We start from the raw sequence: 4,847 nt of genomic DNA, 5'->3' as shown, positions 1-4,847 counted from the left end.
GACATGCTTCTTGCCGGCCAGCAGAACCGTCAGTTCGCCTTCGACCACGAACAGCGCGCCTTCGGCGCCGGCATCGGGTTCCGGCCGGTCGCTGCCGCCGCCGGGCGCGACCTCGACAATGTATTGCGAGAACGTCTCGGCAAAACCGGACAGTGGTCGCGACAAGATCCAGACGCGGGTCTCGTCCCAGAACGGCAACGCACTGGTCACGATGTCCTGCATCACACCCCGAGGAATGACGGCATAGGCCTCGGTGAAGACGGCGCGGCCGGTCAGAAGCTCGCTCTGGCCGGGGTGGCCGCCATGTGGTGCGTAATAGGTTCGCTCGGGCATTCTGATCGTATCCATGGGTTCAAACCTATTGCGGAAGCATGTCCTTGAGGCGGAGCAGTGCGATGCGCTCGACCTGTTTGCAGGCGGTCTCGAATTCGACGCCGCGGCTGTTGCCGATGCGCGCCTCGAACTCCGCCAGGATTTCTTGCCTCGTCTTGCCCTTCACCGCGATGATGAAGGGAAAGCCGAAGGTGGTGACGTAGGCGGCGTTCAGCTTGGAAAACAGTTCGCGCTCCTTGTCGGTCAGCGCGTCGAGGCCGGCCGAGGCCTGTTCCCTGGTCGATTCCGCCGTCAGCCGTTTGGCCTTGGCCAGCTTGCCGGCAAGGTCGGGATGGGCGTTGAGCACCGAAAGCCGCTCGGTCTCGCTGGCGGACCGGAAGACACGGCAAAGCGCGTTGTGCAGGCCGCCTGAAGTGTCATGCGCCGGGCCCAGTTCCAATTCGTAGGCGCGTTCGGCGATCCAGGGCGAATGCTCGAACACGCCGCCGAAGGTATGAACGAAGGTCTCGAATTCCATCTTCGATGGGCTGAGCGCCGCCGGTTGATAAGGATTGACCTCTTGCCAGTGCTTGGCGATGTCGATGCGCCGCGCCAGCCAGACCTTGTCGTGCGACTTCACATAGTCGACGAAGCGCTTCAGCGCCGCCACCCGCCCCGGCCGCCCGACGAGGCGGCAATGCAGACCGATGTTCATCATGCGTGGCCGGCCGGCCTTGCCCTCGGCATAGAGCGTGTCGAAGCTGTCCTTCAAATAAGCAAAGAACTGGTCGCCCGAGTTGAAGCCCTGCGGCGTGGCGAAGCGCATGTCGTTGGCGTCGAGCGTATAGGGGATGATGAGCTGCGCGCCGCCCTCATGCTCGAACCAGTAGGGCAGCTCGTCGTCATAGGTGTCCGACACATAGTCGAAACCACCTTCTTCCGCCACAATCCGCACTGTGTTGATCGATGTGCGACCCGTATACCAGCCGGTCGGGCGCGCGCCGGTCACTTCGTAGTGCAGCTTGATCGCCGCCTCGAGGTCGCGGCGCTCATCTTCGGCGCTGTGGTCGCGGTAGTCGATCCATCTCAGCCCGTGCGAGGCGATCTCCCAGTCGGCTTCCTGCATGGCCGCCACCTGATCCGGCGAACGGGCGAGTGCGGTGGCGACGCCGTAGCAGGTGATCGGCACTTGCGACTCGGTGAACAGCCGCAGCAGCCGCCAAAAGCCGGCGCGGGCACCGTATTCGTAGATGGATTCCATGTTCCAGTGACGCTGGCCCATCCAGGGTGCCGCGCCGACGATTTCCGACAGGAAGGCTTCAGACGCCTTGTCGCCATGCAGGACGCAGTTCTCGCCGCCTTCCTCGTAGTTGACGACGAACTGCACGGCGACATGTGCGCCGCCAGGCCATTTCGGGTCCGGCGGATTGGCTCCGTAGCCGCGCATGTCTCTGCTGTAACGCATCGTCCCTCCCGCCGGGCATGGCCCGAAGTATGATCAGGATATCGAAAGGGTGCCTCTCGCATTCCCCCGAAAATTTTTGAAAGTGTTTTTGTCGCACTCCGCTCGACCGGGACTTATGCATCGCCTTTAATTGGCGCACAATTCACTGTTGATACTTGATCGTACCGGGCCAATTCGCTCGTACCGGAAATGGGAGGCGGCCAATGGCAGAAACGTCGAATGCCGATGGCGGGCGTCTGACGACCCATGTCCTCGACACGGCGACCGGCAAGCCGGCGGCGGGACTGTCGATCGCGCTTTATCACCTCGACGGCAAGGCGCGGACACATCTGAAGACCGTTGTCACCAATGCCGACGGCCGTTGCGACAAGCCGCTGCTCGCCGGCGCGGAGTTCCGCACCGGCGAATACGAACTGGTCTTCGCCGCCGGCGACTATTTGCGTCAGCAGGGGTTGAGCCTGCCGAAACCCGCCTTTCTCGATGTAGTACCAATCCGCTTCGGCATGGCCGAGCCCGTGCACTATCATGTGCCACTGCTGGTCTCGCCCTACGGCTACTCGACATACAGGGGGAGCTGAGGCATGGCCAAAATCAGCATCCGCAAAGAAATCCGCTTCATCCTCAACGGCAGGGACGTCGCGCTTTCGTCGGTGGCGTCAGACGCGACCCTGCTCGACTGGCTGCGGCTCGACCGTTCGCTGCGCGGCACCAAGGAAGGCTGCGCCGAGGGCGATTGCGGCGCCTGCACCGTGTTGGTCGGCAAGCTCTCGGCGGACGGGCTGGTCTATGAAAGCGTCAATGCCTGCATCCGCTTCCTCGGCTCGCTCGACGGCACACACGTCGTGACCGTCGAGCATCTGCGCGGCGTATCAGGCCAACTGCATCCGGTGCAGCAGGCGATGGTCGATTTCCACGGCTCGCAATGCGGCTTCTGCACGCCGGGCTTCGTCATGTCGCTCTATGGCCTGTGGATGAAGTCATCGAATCCGTCGAACGCGGATATCGAAAAGGCCTTGCAAGGCAATCTCTGCCGCTGCACCGGCTACGAGGCGATCATCCGCGCCGCGCATGCCATCTCCAGCTACGGTAAGGCGGCGGAGGATCCGCTGGCCGCAGAGCGCAAGGCGATCACCGAGAGGCTCGAGGCCCTGCATGACGGCGCCCGGGTCGAGATCGGTTCGGCCAAGGCGCGGCTGGTCGTGCCGGCCAACGTCGATGATTTCGCCGCCGTGCTGGACAAGGAACCCGGCGCCACCATCGTTGCCGGCTCGACTGATGTCGGCCTATGGGTGACCAAGCATATGCGCGATATTTCGCCGGCCATTTTCATAGGCAATCTCGACGGACTTTGCACCATCTCGGAAGACAAGGGCGTCATTTCGATCGGCGCCGGCGTCACCTACACTGACGCCTTCGCTACATTGGCGAAGCGTATCCCGGCGCTGGGGCCGTTGTTCGATCGCATCGGCGGCGAACAGGTGCGCAACATGGGCACCATCGGCGGCAACATCGCCAACGGCTCGCCGATCGGCGACACGCCGCCGCCCTTGATCGCGCTTGGCGCAAGTCTCACCCTGCGCAAGGGCAAGAAGCGGCGCTCGATTCCGCTGGAAACCTTCTTCATTGCCTATGGCAAACAGGACCGGCAACCGGGCGAATTCGTCGAGGCCGTGCACGTTCCGGTTCCGGCCAGGGGCACGAAATTCGCCGTCCACAAAATCACCAAGCGCCGCGACGAAGACATTACCGCAGCCCTCGGCGCCTTTTTCCTGACGCTGGCTAAAGACGGCACGGTGGCGGAGGTGCGCATCGCCTATGGCGGCATGGCGGCGACGCCGAAGCGGGCGTCCTCTGTCGAAAAAGCGCTGCTCGGCAAGCCGTGGACCGAACAGGCAGTTGAAGCGGCGATGGCCGAATATGCCAGGGATTTCACTCCGCTGACCGATATGCGGGCCTCGGCCGAATATCGCGCACTGGCGGCGAAAAACCTGCTGTTGCGCTTCTTTGCCGAGACCACGGATACCCGGGCACCATTCCAAGTGTCACGCAACGAGGCGGCATGATGAGCACCAATGCCAGTGAACAAACAGCCGAACGGTCGCGAGTAGCGTCCTTCTCCCCGTTCACGGGGAGAAGATGCCGGCAGGCAGATGAGGGGCGGCGCCGTCGTCGATCTTTGTCTGCAAGGCTGTCGACGTCGGCGCTGCCCCTCATCCGACCCTTCGGGCCACCTTCTCCCCGTGAACGGGGAGAAGGGAAAGGGCGCGCATGATGAACAAGCACGCTGCCCCCAACCTCAAGGCTGAAAAGATCGCCGGCGGCGTTGCCACCGATCAACGGCATGACTCCGCCCACAAGCATGTCAGTGGCACCGCCGTCTATATCGACGACATGCCGGAACCGGCCGGCACGCTGCATGGCTGCCTCGGGCTTTCCAGCGCCACGCATGCCACGATCGCCAGCATGGATCTCTCGGCGGTGCGTACAGCGCCCGGCGTTGTCGACGTGCTGACGGCCAGTGACGTGCCCGGCGAAAACGACATTTCGCCGACCGGCCGCCACGACGAGCCGGTGCTGGCCGACGGCAAGGTGCAATTCTACGGCCAGCCAATCTTCTGCGTCATTGCGCAGACCCGCGAGCAGGCGCGCCGCGCCACCAGGCTGGCCAAGGTCGAATACAAGGAATTGCCCTTCGTCACCGACATTGGTGCGCTCGATCCTAGGAAGGACAAACTCGTCACGCCGCCACTGACGCTGAAGCGCGGCGATGCCGCCACAGCCATCCGTCAGGCGCCGCGCCGGTTGAAGGGAAAAATGCGCGTCGGCGGCCAGGAACACTTCTACCTCGAAGGCCATATCGCCATGGCCATTCCGGGCGAGGACCAGGACGTCACCATCTATTCCTCGACCCAGCATCCGAGCGAAGTCCAGCATATGGTCAGCCACGCGCTCGGCGTGCCGAGCAACGCCATCACGGTGGAAATCCGCCGCATGGGCGGCGGCTTCGGCGGCAAGGAGACGCAGGGCAACCAGTTTGCCGCATTGGCCGCGATCGCCGCGAAGAAACACC

Annotated in this window: 4 protein-coding genes and 1 pseudogene; 3 read left to right on the top strand and 2 right to left on the bottom strand. The window is 63.4% G+C overall.

Features of this window, described 5'->3' with window-relative positions; genetic code table 11:
* Together EN939_RS15230 and puuE are read right to left on the bottom strand one after the other, a co-directional pair.
* Positions 1 to 348: pseudogene (locus EN939_RS15230) on the bottom strand ((S)-ureidoglycine aminohydrolase); the annotation flags it as partial.
* 10 nt (positions 349 to 358) lie between these two features.
* The gene (gene puuE, locus EN939_RS15225) at positions 359 to 1,777 is read right to left on the bottom strand and encodes an allantoinase PuuE (RefSeq protein WP_127268652.1); all 1,419 of its coding nucleotides are present in this window, start codon (positions 1,775 to 1,777) and stop codon (positions 359 to 361) included.
* A 203-nt stretch (positions 1,778 to 1,980) separates the two neighbouring features.
* Between puuE and uraH the strand changes: the two genes are divergently transcribed.
* From uraH to EN939_RS39115, 3 genes are all read left to right on the top strand, one after another.
* Positions 1,981 to 2,355: a hydroxyisourate hydrolase gene (gene uraH, locus EN939_RS15220; RefSeq protein ID WP_127268651.1), complete on the top strand. Its 375-nt coding sequence runs from the start codon at positions 1,981 to 1,983 to the stop codon at positions 2,353 to 2,355.
* A gap of 3 nt (positions 2,356 to 2,358) precedes the next feature.
* Entirely contained in the window at positions 2,359 to 3,840 is a 1,482-nt protein-coding gene (gene xdhA / locus EN939_RS15215) for a xanthine dehydrogenase small subunit (protein WP_127268650.1), read from the top strand.
* Between the two features lie 208 nt (positions 3,841 to 4,048).
* The coding region (locus tag EN939_RS39115; RefSeq protein WP_245473095.1) for a molybdopterin cofactor-binding domain-containing protein at positions 4,049 to 4,847 on the top strand (799 nt) is incomplete at its 3' end.

The sequence above is a fragment of the Mesorhizobium sp. M7A.F.Ca.CA.002.05.1.1 genome (assembly GCF_003998335.1).
Taxonomy (GTDB): Bacteria; Pseudomonadota; Alphaproteobacteria; order Rhizobiales; family Rhizobiaceae; genus Mesorhizobium.
The sequence above is the reverse complement of the archived record's forward strand: the minus strand, read 5'-3'. Positions and strand labels throughout refer to the sequence as shown.